10 protein-coding genes are annotated in these 14,056 nt (G+C 60.9%); 6 read left to right on the forward strand and 4 right to left on the reverse strand.

What is annotated here, in order from left to right:
* Positions 1 to 23: 23 nt before the first annotated feature.
* From PH603_RS15570 to PH603_RS15580, 3 genes are read right to left on the reverse strand one after another with little or no spacing between them, the layout of a single operon-like run.
* Positions 24 to 1,439 (reverse strand): NAD(P)(+) transhydrogenase (Re/Si-specific) subunit beta, encoded by a 1,416-nt coding sequence (locus tag PH603_RS15570; RefSeq protein WP_289503677.1) that lies wholly within the window; start codon positions 1,437 to 1,439, stop codon positions 24 to 26.
* 13 nt (positions 1,440 to 1,452) lie between these two features.
* Positions 1,453 to 1,752, reverse strand: a complete 300-nt coding sequence (locus tag PH603_RS15575) for an NAD(P) transhydrogenase subunit alpha part 2 (RefSeq protein ID WP_289503678.1) — start codon at positions 1,750 to 1,752, stop codon at positions 1,453 to 1,455.
* A gap of 11 nt (positions 1,753 to 1,763) precedes the next feature.
* The gene (locus PH603_RS15580) at positions 1,764 to 2,894 is read right to left on the reverse strand and encodes a Re/Si-specific NAD(P)(+) transhydrogenase subunit alpha (protein ID WP_289503679.1); all 1,131 of its coding nucleotides are present in this window, start codon (positions 2,892 to 2,894) and stop codon (positions 1,764 to 1,766) included.
* A gap of 247 nt (positions 2,895 to 3,141) precedes the next feature.
* Here PH603_RS15580 and PH603_RS15585 point away from each other — a divergent pair, with 247 nt between their 5' ends.
* The 6 genes from PH603_RS15585 to PH603_RS15610 all read left to right on the forward strand — a co-directional run bounded on the left by PH603_RS15585 (position 3,142) and on the right by PH603_RS15610 (position 13,192).
* A complete protein-coding gene (locus PH603_RS15585) occupies positions 3,142 to 4,596 on the forward strand; it encodes a sigma-54-dependent transcriptional regulator (RefSeq protein WP_289503680.1) in 1,455 nt (484 codons plus the stop codon).
* Between the two features lie 177 nt (positions 4,597 to 4,773).
* A complete protein-coding gene (locus PH603_RS15590; RefSeq protein WP_289503681.1) occupies positions 4,774 to 7,875 on the forward strand; it encodes an autotransporter outer membrane beta-barrel domain-containing protein in 3,102 nt (1,033 codons plus the stop codon).
* 121 nt (positions 7,876 to 7,996) lie between these two features.
* Positions 7,997 to 8,926: a DMT family transporter gene (locus tag PH603_RS15595; protein ID WP_289503682.1), complete on the forward strand. Its 930-nt coding sequence runs from the start codon at positions 7,997 to 7,999 to the stop codon at positions 8,924 to 8,926.
* A 51-nt stretch (positions 8,927 to 8,977) separates the two neighbouring features.
* Complete coding sequence (locus tag PH603_RS15600; protein WP_289503683.1) at positions 8,978 to 9,850, forward strand: glutamate racemase; 873 nt, start codon at positions 8,978 to 8,980, stop codon at positions 9,848 to 9,850.
* A gap of 172 nt (positions 9,851 to 10,022) precedes the next feature.
* Positions 10,023 to 12,146: a TonB-dependent receptor gene (locus tag PH603_RS15605; RefSeq protein WP_289503684.1), complete on the forward strand. Its 2,124-nt coding sequence runs from the start codon at positions 10,023 to 10,025 to the stop codon at positions 12,144 to 12,146.
* Between the two features lie 23 nt (positions 12,147 to 12,169).
* A complete protein-coding gene (locus PH603_RS15610; RefSeq protein ID WP_289503685.1) occupies positions 12,170 to 13,192 on the forward strand; it encodes a PepSY-associated TM helix domain-containing protein in 1,023 nt (340 codons plus the stop codon).
* A 5-nt stretch (positions 13,193 to 13,197) separates the two neighbouring features.
* On the opposite strand, the gene PH603_RS15615 is transcribed toward PH603_RS15610, so the two are convergent.
* Entirely contained in the window at positions 13,198 to 13,830 is a 633-nt protein-coding gene (locus PH603_RS15615) for a hypothetical protein (protein WP_289503686.1), read from the reverse strand.
* Between the last annotated feature and the right edge of the window lie 226 nt (positions 13,831 to 14,056).

Consider the following 14,056-nt stretch of genomic DNA (forward strand, 5'->3'; position numbering starts at 1 on the left):
TTTGTTTTTGCTACGTCGAAGCCTCAGAGCGACTTGACGATTTCCTCGACCATCTTCTTGGCATCCGCAAACAGCATCATCGTGTTGTCGCGGAAGAAGAGCTCGTTTTCGACCCCGGCATAGCCCGAGCCCATCGAACGCTTGATGAAGAGAACGGTCTTGGCCTTCTCAACGTCCAGAACCGGCATGCCGAAGATCGGGCTGGCTGGATCGGTCTTGGCCGACGGGTTCGTCACATCGTTCGCGCCGATCACGAAGGCAACGTCGGCCTGCGCAAACTCGCTGTTGATGTCTTCAAGCTCGAAGACCTCGTCATAGGGCACGTTCGCCTCGGCCAGCAGCACGTTCATATGCCCGGGCATACGACCGGCCACCGGGTGAATGGCGTATTTGACCTCGACGCCTTCCTTTTTCAGCTCTTCGGCCATTTCCTTCAGCGCGTGCTGGGCCTGCGCCACCGCCATGCCGTAACCGGGCACGATGATGACCTTGGCCGCATTCTTCATGATGAAGGCCGCGTCCTCGGCCGAGCCCTGCTTCACCGGGCGGTCTTCGACCACACCGCCGGCGGCTGCCGCCGTGTCGCCGCCGAAGCCGCCAAGGATGACCGAGATGAAGCTGCGGTTCATGCCCTTGCACATGATGTAGGAAAGGATCGCCCCCGACGAGCCGACAAGCGCACCGGTTACAATAAGCGCGGTATTGGCAAGCGTGAAGCCGATGCCCGCCGCCGCCCAGCCGGAATAGCTGTTCAGCATCGAGACAACGACCGGCATGTCCGCCCCGCCAATCGGCACGATCAGCAGGAAGCCGATCAGGAACGACAGGCCGATGATCCACCACATCAGGTCGATCCCGAGCGCCGTTGTCTGGTCCGCCATCGAGAAGATGACGATACAGCCAACGATGCCAAGACCGATCGCGAGGTTGATCAGGTGCCGCATCGGCAACAGGATCGGCTTGCCCGACATATTGCCGTTGAGCTTGGCAAAGGCGATGAGCGAGCCCGAGAAGGTGATGGCCCCGATGGCGGCACCCAGGCTCATTTCCACCTTGCTGGCAGCAAAGATATGCCCTGCCGCATCGACAATGCCGAAGGACACAGGGTCAAGATAGGCGGCAGCCGCCACCATCACGGCGGCAAGGCCAACAAGCGAGTGGAAGGCGGCCACCAGCTGCGGCATTGCCGTCATGGCAATCTTGCGCGCAATCACGAAGCCGATGGCACCGCCGATGACAATCGCCCCGATGATCCATTCATAGGAAACGATGGTGGGGTTGAGGATGGTGGTGATGACGGCAATGGCCATACCGACCATGCCATAGATATTGCCCTTGCGGCTGGTCTCGGGGCTTGAAAGCCCGCGCAGGGACAGGATGAAAAGGACCGCGGCGACGAGATAGGCAACGGCGGTCATGTCCGCATAGAACTGGGTCATGGTTCAGCGCTCCCTATTTCTTTTTCTTTTTATACATGGCGAGCATGCGGGCGGTGACGGCGAAGCCGCCAAAGATATTGACCGCTGCAAGCGCAATTGCGATGGCACCAAGGACCTTGGCGGCAGAAATGCCTTCTGGCCCGGCGGCGATCAGGGCACCCACGATGATCACGCTCGAGATGGCGTTCGTCACGCTCATCAGCGGCGTGTGCAGCGCCGGGGTTACCGACCACACCACATAATAGCCGATGAAAATCGCCAGCAGGAAAACGCTGAACTGCTGGATGAACGGATTGACAATGATGTCATGCATATCAGCCTCCCTTAGCTGGCGGGCGCGAGGCGCGGGTTGACGATGGCGCCGTCTTTGGTGAGGAGGCTTTCCTTGATGATCTGGTCGTCCCAGTCAAAGGCAAGCACCCCGTCCTTCACGTGCGGCGTGATGAAATTGAGAAGGTTCTTGGCAAAGAGGAGCGACGCATCGGCCGCGAGGCGCGACGGCACATTCCTGTAGCCAACGATGGTGACACCACCGACCTCGACAATCTCGCCGGGCTTCGAAAGCTCGCAGTTGCCACCGGCTTCAACCGCCAGATCGACAATCACGCTGCCCGGCCGCATCGATTTCACCATTTCGGCGGTGATCAGGCGCGGGGCCGGACGGCCCGGGATAAGCGCCGTGGTGATGGCGATATCCTGCTTGGCAAGCGTTTCGGCAATCAGGGCCGCCTGCTTCGCCTTGTAGGCGTCGCTCATTTCCTTGGCATAGCCGCCCGAGGTTTCGGCCGCCTTGGCTTCCTCGTCGTCCACCATCACGAACTTGCCGCCCAGGCTTTCCACCTGTTCCTTGGCGGCAAGCCGCACATCGGTGGCGGAAACGATGGCACCAAGGCGCTTGGCGGTGGCAATGGCCTGCAGGCCCGCAACCCCTGCCCCCATGATCATGACCTTGGCGGGCGGCACGGTGCCGGCAGCCGTCATCATCATCGGGAAAGCGCGGCCATAGTGTGCCGCCGCATCAAGGACGGATTTGTAGCCGGCGAGGTTCGATTGCGACGACAGCACATCCATCGACTGGGCGCGGGTGATTCGCGGAACGAACTCCATTGCGAAGGCTGCGAGGCCTGCGTCGGCATAAGCCTGCACCCGTTCGGGCTCCGCAAAAGGGTTAACAAGCGACAATTGCGCCGCACCCTTTTTGGCGAGCTTGGCGTCCTTGGCTTCGACCCCCTGGACCGACAGAATGACATCGGCATCACCGATGGCGGCCTTCAGGTCTTTCGCGATGGTGGCGCCGGCGGCCTCCAACGCGCTGTCCGGCAAGGCAGCCGCTTCACCGGCCCCGGCCTCGATCACGACATCGAACCCTAAGCCCTTGTATTTCTTTATAGTATCTGGAGACGCAGCGACCCTTTTTTCGGCTTCGCGGCGCTCACGGATGACAGCAATCTTCATCCTGTTCCTCCTGACTGATGTCTGCAGGTCCGCAGCTTCTGATGGCCGCTGGATCAATGCCCCCGAACAGACCCGGCCCTTCCTTTGAAGGTGCATTGGAACTGTTACCGATCGGCTTTCAAGACTCAAGGCAAATACAAGGATTTAGAGACAATTTTATGCAATTTAGCAGGCAATTTTACCTTTAGGTTTCCATTAACCGGCGTCCCGAAATGATACACCCGACTCAGGACAGGAGTGTCTCGAAATGGGAATGAAACGTGTACTGCTGGTAGAAGACGAAGCCACCCAACTGCATCTGTTGCAGTCGATGGTTTCACGCGCCGGATACGAGATCGAAACAGCCACCAACGGGCAAGAGGCGGTCACCCGCCTGATGCGCGCTGATGCACCGAAGATCGATGTCGTACTCCTTGATCTTATGATGCCCGGCATGGACGGGATCGAGGTTCTGCAGAAGATCCGCCCCTCGATGCCCGGCATGCCCGTGGTGATGCTGACCGCACATTCCTCCATCAAGACGGTGGTGGAAGCGATGCGGGCCGGTGCCAACGACTTCATCTCGAAGCCGGCAAGCGCCGAACGCATCCGCACGGCCATCGCTGCTGCCATCGAAACCTCGTCGCTGGTTGGCGAGATTGCCCCGATGACGGCAAAGCTGAGCCGCCCCAAGGAAGGCTTCAAGAACCTGATCGGTGCCAGCCGCCCGATGCTCCATGCGGTGCATCTGGCCGAAAAGGCAGCCTCGGCCAGCATTCCGGTGCTGATTGACGGCGAATCCGGTGTCGGCAAGGAAGTCTTCGCCCGCGCCATTCATGAAGCAAGCGACCGCCAGAACGGTCCGTTCGTTGCCGTGAACTGCGGTGCTATCCCCGAGAATCTTGTGGAAAGCATTCTGTTCGGCCACGAGAAGGGCTCCTTCACCGGTGCGATCGAACGCCGTGTCGGCAAGTTCCAGGAAGCCGAAGGCGGCACCCTGTTCCTTGACGAAGTTGGCGAGCTGCCGCTCGACATGCAGGTGAAACTGCTGCGCGTGCTGCAGGAAAAGGAAATCGACCCCGTCGGCGGCCGTCAGCCTGTGAAACTGAATATCCGGGTGATCTCGGCCACCAACCGCAATCTGGCGGACCTCGTGGCGGCCGGCACCTTCCGTGAAGACCTTTACTATCGTCTGAATGTCTTCCCGATCAATCTGCCGTCCCTGCGCGAACGCATGAGTGACGTTCCGGCCCTGGTCGACCATTTCCTCGACCAGATTTCCGAAATGGAACAGATGCCGCGCAAGAATGTCTCGCCGTCAGCCCTTGAAATGCTTTCGGGCTACAACTGGCCGGGCAATATCCGCCAGCTGCAGAACGCCATCTTCCGCGCCGTTATCATGTCGGAAGGCAAGGAACTGCAGCCGGTTGACTTCGCCCACATGATCAATTCGCCGACCGAGATGAAGGGGGGCAACAATACCATCCCCTTCCCCGTCCGGCCGACCATTGCTCATTCCGGCCCCGGTGCTGGTGTCATCCTCGATATCGCGGGCGACGACGGCCACATCCGCAGCATGGCGGAAATCGAGGCCGAAGTGATTGCCGCCACCATCGACCGCTACAATGGCCGCATGGCTGAAGTAGCTCGCCGGCTGGGCATCGGTCGCTCGACCCTCTACCGCAAGGTTGCCGAATATCACATCGACCTTGCTGCTGAATAAGCACGAAACCCACTCCTGTTTCGAGACAATGCAAACGCGCGGATGGCACACGTCATCCGCGCGTTTTGTCCGTTAAGCGAACATTCATGTTGGGTGAGGCACGAAGGGCGCGCCTCTTTCTTGCCGTATTTACTGAATAACCGACGGTCCACCCGACCATACCTTGAAGGACTCCCCATGTTCGAATATCGCCGCATGGCCTCCCGGCCCTCGCTGATTGCGATCCTGACTGCTCTTGCCTCCGTTCCCGCCACTGCTACCGACAAGGAAATCACCGACGACCGCACGTCGAAGATTACTTCGACGACGGAGATCGGCACTGCTGCGGGCACGCTGACACTCGGCACGAACGGCAGCGTGGATGTCACCAGCGGCACGGCAATCGAGGTGAACGGCCCTCACCGTCTGGTTGTATTGGGTAACATCACAACGGACGGCAAGACCGACGGTCGCGGCATCTGGTTCAATTCGGCTGCAGGTCGCCAGAATGCCTCGCTGAGCCTAACCGGCGACCTCGTGATCGGCGATACCAGCACCGATTTCGATCTGGACGCGACCACCAATGTGCGGGGCCTTGAGCTCAGCGGCATGGGCTTCACCGGCGATTTCTCCATCAACAGCGGGTCGGCGATGACGGTCAACGGCGCCGACGGCCGCGGCGTGCTGATTGATGCGCCGCTGACGGGCAACTTTGTCAACAACGGCAGCATCAGCATGCAGGGCAACCGCGCTATCGCCATTGACGTCGTCGGCAATGTTTCGGGCAATGTGGAAAGCTGGGGCGCCGTAGCCGCGCGCTACGCCGACACCTATGGCATCCGTACGCTTGGTGAAATCGGTGGAGCCTTCACTGTTGGCGGTTCGGTGCAGGTTGGCCGCGCCTCCTATACTGACGAAGATGACGTTGTGCAGCCCGCGTCGGCGGCCAAGGCCGGCGTTTATGTCGGCAACAATGTGGACGGCGGTATCGTCTTCCAGGGGATCGGCGCCAACAACGACCTCGACTTCAATGACGACGGCACCAACGACATCACCGGCGATTCTGCTGTCATCACCACCGGCGGCACAGCAGCCCTCATCATCGAAAACACCCGTGCTGACAAAAGCGACCAGATCATCGGCCTGATCAACGGCGAGGACAATCTCAGCCTTGTGAACCGCGGCAACTTCAGCGTAACGGGCGGAAGCGCCGGGATCAGCGCCACTGGCATCATCCTCGGCTCGGCCGCATCAGGCGCCGGCAAGACTGTCTTCGAAGGCGAGATGGCCTTCGACCTCGGCACCCTTGCGGTGACTTCGCTCAATGGCAACGCCACCGGCATCCACCTGAAGGGTGGCGTCGACCTGCCGGGCTTCTTCAACAGCGGACAGATCGCGGCGGCCACCACCCGCAGCACGACGACGGCCACGGATGGCACCGTGACCTATGGTGCTGGCGGCAACGCAACCGCCATCCAGATCGACGCCGGCAACGACGTTTCCCGCATCTATAACTCGGGCCGCATCTCGGCCGATGCCGCCGGCGAAGGCAAGGTGGCAACCGCCATTCTCGACAAGTCCGGCACCATCACCACCTTCCAGAACGTCGGCACCATCACCGCCATTGCATCGAACGGCACCGCAAACGCCATCGACTTCCGAGCCAACACCACCGGTACCTGGCTGCGGAACGCGGGCACCATCACGGGGAACGTGCTCCTTGGCAGCGGCAACGACAGCGTGATCGTCGACGAAGGCACCATCGATGGCGACCTTTCGTTCGGTCTCGGCCGCGACAAGCTGCAGCTTCTGAACGGCGGCGAGATCTCCGGCTCGATCAACTATGAAGGCTCGCTTGCCTTTATCGTCGATAGTGGCGACCTCACCATTGGTGCGACATCGGTACTCAACGCCACCACCGCCGACTTCAAGGGCGAAGGCAATATTACCATCGCCGTTGACGCCGCAAACAACACCGCAGGCAAGATCGCGGTTTCCGATCTCATCAGCATCGGCAACAAGGTAACGATCACCCCCGAACTCGACTCGTTCGTGCGCGAAGACCGTTCGTTCAACCTGATCACCGCCGGCCGGATCGATTTTGCCGACGCTGGCGCCTCGCTTGAACTGGCCGAAACGCCTTACCTTTTCGACGTTGAACTTGATGCGACCGACACCTCGGTCACATTGAACCTCCGCCCCAAAACGGCCGAGGAACTCGGCCTGACGAACCAGCTGGCGATCATCCATTCGGAACTGTTGAGTGATACCGAATTTGACTCGTCGCTCGAAAGCTATGTCGCGAACCTGAAAACGGCAGGCGAGGTGAACAACACCTTCCGCGCCCTGATGCCCGACGTTTCGAACGACAGCTATAACATCCTCCTGATGTCGGAACGCCGCACCAGCCGCATGATCAGCGAGCGTCTGGAATCGGTCGGCACCACCCGCAACGACGATGGTTCTATCTGGGGCGCCCAGCATTTCGAGCGCCTGACTGCTGGTGATGACGGCGCGATGCTGCCGGGCACTGTCACCTCCACGGGCCTCACTTTCGGTATCGACCAGTCGGTCAGCGACAGCTGGCTCCTTGGTATTGCCGCCGGCTTCGTGCTTGACCAGACTGACCGCACGGAAGAGATCGGCAGCGAAATCTCGATGTTCTCGCCGTTCCTCACCGGTTACGCCCTTGCCCGCTATGGCAATGCCCACCTCGCCCTGAGCTCCAGTCTGCGCTACACCGATATCTCCCGCGAGCGCGACCTGATCCTCGATATCGAGGAACGCACCATTCAGGGTGACACCACGGGTCTTGGTATCAGCGGTTCGGCCGAGATTGGCTATGACCTGGCCCTTGGCAACTTCCACTTCAAGCCGACGGGCCTAGTCCGTGCCCTGCACTACAAGGAAAGCGGCTACACTGAAGAAGGCGGCTTCAGCGCCGGCTACGAGGTTGGCAAGCGCAGCATGAACCGCGTGGAAGGCGAACTTGGCGCCCGTCTGCAGTACGAGATCGAATGGCGGCGCGGCAATGGCGCAGTGAAGCTGGTGCCGGAACTGCGCGCCACCTACGCCAAGGCGATCAGCGGCGACGAATATACCGACATCTCGGCCCGCTTCGAGAATGCCGAGGAAGCCTTCATCATCCAGTCCGACAAGCTTTATGACAATCTCAAGAGCTTCGGTGGTGGTGTTGCCCTCTTTGGGAACGGCGCCACCGGCCGGATCGCCTATGACTACCGCGACTATGGCACCCTCACCGGCCATTCGGCGATGCTGACGGTATCGCTGTCCTTCTGATCCCTGCACTTTGCGCGGGCGGCTACGGCCGCTCGCGCTTCTCGGACTCGTGATCATTCGGCCCGTGCATCGCGCATGATGGCACGGCATAGTGGCCTCCCATCCCTGAGGTATCTTCACAATGTCCGCCCATCATCCTGTCATGTCCGCCCGTGAATGGGGCCTGCTTCTGGCCCTGTCCCTTGTCTGGGGCGGCTCTTTCTTCTTTGTCGAAATCGCCCTGCGTGACCTGCCGCCCTTCTCGATCGTCGCCGGGCGCGTCACCTGCGGCGCGCTGGCCATCCTTGTGATGCTGCGGATGATGGGCAAGCGCCTGCCGACCGGCCTTGGCGTCTGGCGCGATTTCCTCGCGATGGGCTTCATGAACAATTTCCTGCCCTTTTCGCTGCTTGTCTGGGGGCAAACGCAGATCGGCAGCGGGCTTGCCTCGATCCTCAATGCCACCACGCCGATTTTCGCGGTGGTGGTTGCCCACCTTTTCACCGCAGACGAGAAGATGACCGGCAATCGCCTCATTGGCGTGGTCGTCGGTTTCGCTGGGGTTGTTCTGATGATCGGGCCCGATGCCCTCAATGGCATCGGCGGCAATGTATGGGGACAGCTCGCGTGTGTGGGCGCCGCCATTTCCTATTCGTTTGCCGGCATATATGGCCGGCGCTTCAAAAAGGCAGGGATCGACCCGATGGTTGCCGCCGCCGGGCAGATCATTGGCTCGGGCATGCTCATCATCCCGATGATGCTGATCGTTGACCAGCCCTGGACGCTGCCAATGCCACATATGGCAACCTTCGGCGCTATCCTCTTCATCGGCATCTTCTCCACGGCACTTGCCTACACCGTCTATTTCCGGCTTCTGGCAAGTGCAGGCGCCACCAATGTGATGCTCGTGACCTTCCTTGTACCGGTCAGCGCCATTCTCTTGGGCACGATCTTCCTTGGGGAAAAGCTGGCGGGTGACGCCTTCCTCGGCCTCGCCTGTCTGGGTGTCGGACTGGCCGCCATCGACGGACGGGCCTTCTCATATTTCCGCCGCAAAGGCTGGTCAGGATAGGCCCCGGGCGCTAGAATGCCCGGCAATTAAAGATTTTGGGGAAATCCCGACATGATCGGCCTGTTCGATTCCGGTTCCGGTGGCGTAACGATCCTTGATACGCTTGTTAAACGCTTCCCGAAAGAGAAGTTCCTATACCTTGGCGATCACAAGAACGCCCCCTATGGCCACCGGTCCAACGCGCAGATTGTGGACCTGACCGAAGCCGCCGTGGCGCGGCTGATGGATGAAGGCTGCAGCCTTGTGATCCTCGCCTGCAACACGGCGGCGGCGGTGGCGCTGCGCACCCTGCAGAAAAGCTGGCTGCCTCATCATTATCCCGACCGCCGCATCCTTGGCGTGCTGGTGCCGATGGTGGAGGCCGTGACCGGCGTGCCATGGTCCGTGGAGGAAGCACCGGCCCATCAGCATCCGGCCCGCAAGGTTGCCCTTTTCGCCACCAAGAAAACGGTGGAAAGCGGCGCCTATGCAGAAGAAATCCGCAAGCGCGCCCCCCATCTGGCGCTGACACAAAAGCCCTGCCCCGGTCTTGTGGACGCTATCGAAGGCGGCGCCGGCAAGCGCCCGCTTGAAGGCATGATTGCCGGCTATGTGGCCGAAACGCTGGAAGCCACCGGCGGCGCCCCCGATGCCGCCATCCTTGGCTGCACGCATTTCCCGCTCGTGAAAGCCGCGTTCGAGGCTGCCCTGCCACCCGAGACAGAGATTTTCTCGCAGCCCGATATCGTTGCCGCCGCGCTTGAAGCCTATCTCGCCAACCATCCGGAGTTTCGCCTGAACGATGCCCCGATCCTTGGCGAGCGCGTCACGCTCTGGACCACCGGCGACGCGGAAACCGTCAACGGCCTTGCCGACTATCTGCCCGAAGGCCTGCGCCGGTTCGAACATATCCCGCCGCCGCCGCGATCCTTTGCAGTCGCCTGACCGATACACACACTGACAACTCGAAGGGCGCGGCCATTGGTCGCGCCCTTCGCATTTGTGATCCGATTTATATTGTGTCTGATAATCATTCTTATTAAAACGCCCTCAACCGATTCCCGAGACGGGCCCGCAAAAGAGGCACCGTGAATCATCGGCCCAGAGGAGTTTTCCAATGCCATTCCGTTCCCCCCTTATCCTGTCCCTTCTGGCTTCCGCCTGCATTGCGCCGATGGCCGCTGCCGACACGGCCGACGTGGAAGAGCTTTATGTCTCCGCCACTCGCACGCCGAAACCGGTAAGCGCCATCCCGAACATGGTCAGCGTGATCAGCACCGAAGACATCCAGGAGCAGATGACGGTCGCCACCGATATCTCCAGCTTCCTTGGCCAGCTGGTGCCGGGCTTCAGCCCCAGCCGCCAGAAGATGAGCGGCGTGGGTGAAAGCTTCCGGGGCCGCAAGCCCCTTTATCTGATCGACGGCGTGCCGCAATCGACCCCGCTACGAGATTCCAGCCGCGAGGGTTACACGATTGACCCGGCGGTGATCGAACGCATCGAAGTGATCCACGGCGCCAACGCCATCCAGGGCCTTGGCGCCACTGGCGGCATCATCAATTTCGTGACCAAGAAAGCCGACACAAGCGGCGACCTGCAGATCGGCGGTCGTGCCTCGATCACCGCAGCCGACGGCTTCAAGGACAAGGGCTTCGAGGAACAGATCGCTGTTTACGCCGGCCAGAAGGTTGGCAAGTTCGATTATCTGGCATCGGTCAGCTTCGTCAGCCGTGGCCTTTTCTATGACGGCGAAGGCCGCAGCATCGGCGTGGACGCGACGCAAGGCGACCTTTCGGACAGCGACAGCCGCGACTTCTTCGTCAAACTCGGCTTCGAGCCCGACGAGAACCAGCGCCTGCAGCTGATGGTCAACGACTATGAACTGGCAGGCGACGGCGACTATAGCACGCTCGCAGGCACCCGTGCGGACGGCATCCCCGCCACCGCCGTGAAAGGCGCGCCAGAAGGCGAGCCTGCCACCAACGATGTGACCACCGTTTCGCTCGACTACAGCAACAAGGCGGTTGCCGGCGGTACGCTGAGCCTGCAGCTTTACCTGCAGGATTTCCGCGCCAGCTTCGGCGGCGGCACGTTTGCCTCCTTCCAGGACCCGGCCATCGCCCCCGTCGGCACGCTTTTCGACCAGTCCGAAAACAATTCGGAAAAGAAAGGCGCGCGCCTGACCTGGGACCGCGTGGATGTGATCGTGCCCGGCCTGCACCTTTATGGCGGTGCCGACTATCTTGAAGACACCACCTACCAGCGCCTGCGCGAAACCGACCGCAACTGGGTGCCGGAAACCAAGTTCGAAAACATCGCCCCCTTCGTGCAAGGCGAATATGAGCTTGTAGACGGCCTCACCCTTTCGGGCGGCCTGCGCTACGAGAATGCCAAGCTGAGGGTCGATGACTATCAGACCCTTGCCGCCAACACGGCGGACTTCACGATCCTAACCGTTGGCGGCGGCTCGCCGTCCTTCAGCGACCTGATCATCAACGCTGGCATCGTGAACAAGATCAATGACAACTGGACCGTCTATGCCTCCTATTCGGAAGGCTTCACGATGCCGGATGTTGGCCGTGTGCTGCGCGGGATCAATGTGGCGAACAGCTCGGTTGACGACCTCTTTGATCTGGAGCCCGTGAAGGCCGACAATATCGAGATCGGCACCACCTTCACCTACGGTGTCTTCCATGCACAGGCGAGCTATTACGAATCCCGTTCGGACGCTGGTGTGCGTTACGTGGCCGACAGCGACGGCTTCCTGCGTGTTACCCGTGAAAAGACCCGCATCCGCGGCCTTGAAGCCATCCTTGAGGCCTCCATCACCGATGAACTTCGCCTTGGCGGTAACCTTGCCGTCCAGCGCGGCCGGGTGGATACGAACGGCGACGGTGATCTTGACGCCGATCTTGATGCCGCGAACATCGGTGCGGACCGCGCCAACCTGTTCGCAAGCTACCGGAGCGGCGACATTTCGGCCCGCGTGCAATGGTCGCATCTCTTCGACCGTGACTTCACGAATGCCGCCGATGCCATCGCCGCCGAGTTCAAGGGCTATGACACCGTCGACCTGTTCGCGAGCTACAAGCTTGAGGTTGGCACCATCAGCCTCGGCATCCAGAACCTGATGGACAAGACCTATATCACCTACTACGGGCAGGCCGGCTCCAACCGCGACGACCGCTATTTCGCCGGTCGCGGGCGGACCTTCACCCTCGCCTTCCAGACCGCCTTCTGAGGCGGCCTCGGGGATTGCCGACCATGCGCCCCCTGATCAGACAGCTTCACGAGGTCATCGGCCTCGTGATTGCCGTTTATATGATCCTGATGGGCGTCACCGGCACCCTCCTCACCTTCCGCGAGGATATCCTCGCCGCCAGCCTGCCGGGGCTTGACACCCCGGCAGCGGCAACCGATCAGGCGATGATCGACCGTATCGTGGCGACCTATGCAGATGCCGGCTTGCGCACGATCAAGCTGCCGAAAGACGGCTTCAATGCCTACCGCGTCTATCTGCCTGATCACCGCGAGCTATTGCTGGATAGCAGCACGCTTGCGCCCGTGGCGGACCCGCTGCATCTCGATGCTTTTTTCGTCACCCTCTTTGACCTCCATCACCGCCTGACCTTCGGCGAAGCGGGGGAAGAGGTGATCGGCATCCTTGGCCTCACCACGCTCTTCATCGCGGTCAGCGGCATCTATCTCTGGTGGTCGTGGCGGCGCGGTTTCAGCCTCGCCCGCATGCGCCCGAGCGGCGGTAATGCGGTGGCTTACCGGACAGCGCACCTGACAAGCGGCATCGTGATTGCCCCGTTCCTGCTTATGACCGTGATAACGGGCAGTGCGATGATCTATTCGACCGCCGTGCGCGACGGCCTCACTGCCCTGTTCGGCGGCGAACGGCCTGTGGCCTCCCTGCCCGCAAGGACGACCGGCGACCTGATTGCAGACGCGCCTACCGCCCTGCCCGACGGTCGTCCTGTTTTCTATATCCTGCCGCGCGGCAGCGCGACCGAGCCTTCCCTGCGCGTGAAGATGCCCGCCGAATGGCACCCGAACGGCCGGTCAACGCTTTCCAGCAATGACGGTGGAACCCTCGTAGCCTATGACGCCACCAAGGCGGGAACGGGCCACAGGATTGCGGACGCCGTCTATCCCCTGCATTCGGGCAAGGTCGGCGGCCTTGGCTACCGGCTGCTAGTGGGGGCAATTGGCCTAGGTATTGTCTATCTGAGCTATCTGGGGCTCGTCGCCTATATCCGGCGCTTCCGGAAGCGCCGCTGATAGTCTCAGTCACACGCCAGCAGCGGCAGGTCTTCCTGCGACACCGCGAGAAGGCGGTCGACCATCACCTTGTCTGCCGTTTTGTCGGCAACCAGATAGATGGCGGAAGAATCCTTCAGCCAGATTTCCCGGAAGGCCTCGGGGCCGTATCCAAGCCGTTTCAGGTTGGTTTTCGCAAAGCCGGGCGACTGGGCGAGGTAGCGGACCCGACCGGAGAGCAGCAGGCGTTCAATCTGCCCCTGTGCCCCTTGCGGCACCGCCATCAATTGCGAGGCCGGCACCCCGAGCCCCAGCATGAACTCGCATTCATAGCTTCTGAGATAGCAAGCAATCATGCCCTTTTTCGGTATGCCTTCCTTGACGGCTTCGGGGTCCCCCGTACGCGCATAAAGCGCCAGTTTCAACGGCTTGGTCAGTTGCAGGATCCAGTGATATTGATCTTCCATCCGCGGGCGGCGGCGCACCCCGAATACGAGGCTTCGCGGATCAACCGCAGCACGTTGCAGCGTTCGCCCGAGCGGCGCGACGATCTTTTCAGGGACAAGGCCAGCCCTCGCCAGAAAGGCGTCGGTGCGCGCCATCATCGGGGTCACGATCGGATCATTGGCATCCAGCATTTCGCGCGATTGCCCTGACATGTATAGGCGGATGTCTTCAGCGTGTGCAGTTGCCGGCCAAAGGGAGCCCAAAATCCCTATACACAATAAAAAGATTGGCGCACGCAACCGTTGCAAGACCATCTCCTGACTACGCAAAACAAGATTCCTTCCTAGCAGCAAGTGAAACGCGCGTCATCCCTCCTTTCGCGTATTTGGCGAAATCCAGAGACGCCAGCGGCGAGCACAGGGTGCCGTTACTGCATAG

It is taken from the genome of Gimibacter soli (genome assembly GCF_028463845.1).
Lineage (GTDB): Bacteria > Pseudomonadota > Alphaproteobacteria > Sphingomonadales > Kordiimonadaceae > Gimibacter > Gimibacter soli.

Bases quoted from the DNA above. Each gene is read 5' to 3' on its own strand.
- PH603_RS15590 (WP_289503681.1), top strand. From the start codon at position 4,774: ATGTTCGAATATCGCCGCATGGCCTCCCGGCCCTCGCTGATTGCGATC.
- PH603_RS15570 (WP_289503677.1), bottom strand. From the start codon at position 1,439: ATGACCCAGTTCTATGCGGACATGACCGCCGTTGCCTATCTCGTCGCC.
- PH603_RS15605 (WP_289503684.1), top strand. From the start codon at position 10,023: ATGCCATTCCGTTCCCCCCTTATCCTGTCCCTTCTGGCTTCCGCCTGC.
- PH603_RS15615 (WP_289503686.1), bottom strand. From the start codon at position 13,830: ATGTCAGGGCAATCGCGCGAAATGCTGGATGCCAATGATCCGATCGTG.
- PH603_RS15610 (WP_289503685.1), top strand. From the start codon at position 12,170: ATGCGCCCCCTGATCAGACAGCTTCACGAGGTCATCGGCCTCGTGATT.
- PH603_RS15600 (WP_289503683.1), top strand. From the start codon at position 8,978: ATGATCGGCCTGTTCGATTCCGGTTCCGGTGGCGTAACGATCCTTGAT.
- PH603_RS15580 (WP_289503679.1), bottom strand. From the start codon at position 2,894: ATGAAGATTGCTGTCATCCGTGAGCGCCGCGAAGCCGAAAAAAGGGTC.
- PH603_RS15575 (WP_289503678.1), bottom strand. From the start codon at position 1,752: ATGCATGACATCATTGTCAATCCGTTCATCCAGCAGTTCAGCGTTTTC.
- PH603_RS15595 (WP_289503682.1), top strand. From the start codon at position 7,997: ATGTCCGCCCATCATCCTGTCATGTCCGCCCGTGAATGGGGCCTGCTT.
- PH603_RS15585 (WP_289503680.1), top strand. From the start codon at position 3,142: ATGGGAATGAAACGTGTACTGCTGGTAGAAGACGAAGCCACCCAACTG.